Annotated in this window: 1 protein-coding gene and 1 pseudogene; both read left to right on the plus strand. The window is 73.8% G+C overall.

Features of this window, described 5'->3' with window-relative positions; genetic code table 11:
• Nucleotides 1–351: AfsR/SARP family transcriptional regulator (locus LPA54_RS35270; RefSeq protein ID WP_228984670.1), on the plus strand; the 351-nt coding region annotated here is incomplete at its 5' end.
• 131 nt (nt 352–482) lie between these two features.
• Nucleotides 483–596: pseudogene (locus LPA54_RS35275) on the plus strand (actinorhodin polyketide synthase); the annotation flags it as partial.

Below are 596 nucleotides of genomic sequence, written 5' to 3' on the forward strand. Positions count from 1 at the left end.
GCGATGCGCCTGGAGGAGAGCAGGCTCGTCACCCGGGAACGCCGTCTCGACGCCGACCTCCGGCTCGGCCGGCACGCCGAGGTCACCGCCGAGCTGATGGACCTGATCGCCCGGCACCCCGAGCACGAGGGGCTGCACTCGCAGGCGATGGTGGCGCTGTACCGCTCCGGCCGGCAGGCCGCGGCGCTCGAGGTCTACCACCGGCTCCGCCGCCGCCTCGTCGACGAGCTGGGCGTGGAGCCCTCGCCGCAGCTGCAGCGCCTGCACCAGGCGATGCTGGCCGTCGACCCGCAGCTGGACGTGATGTCCGGGCCGCGCCGCACCTCGACCTTCGACCTGTACGCGGCCTGAGCGCCGGCGCGCGCGTCGCCGGCCGCCCGGGCGGCACCCGGACGATTCGAGTGTTTCTCCAGCCCGCTGACCGACTCTCGAGCCGTGACCACACGGCCGGCCGCCCGGGCGTAAGAGACGGAGAGGCACCCATGCGACAGTTCGAACTGGACGATCTGAAGGCCCTGCTGCGCGAGTGCGCGGGCGAGGAGGAGGGCGTCGACCTGGACGGCGACGTCGTCGACGTGCCCTTCGCCGAGCTCGGC

The sequence above is a fragment of the Streptomyces sp. DH12 genome, assembly GCF_020873895.1.
Taxonomy (GTDB): domain Bacteria; phylum Actinomycetota; class Actinomycetes; order Streptomycetales; family Streptomycetaceae; genus Streptomyces.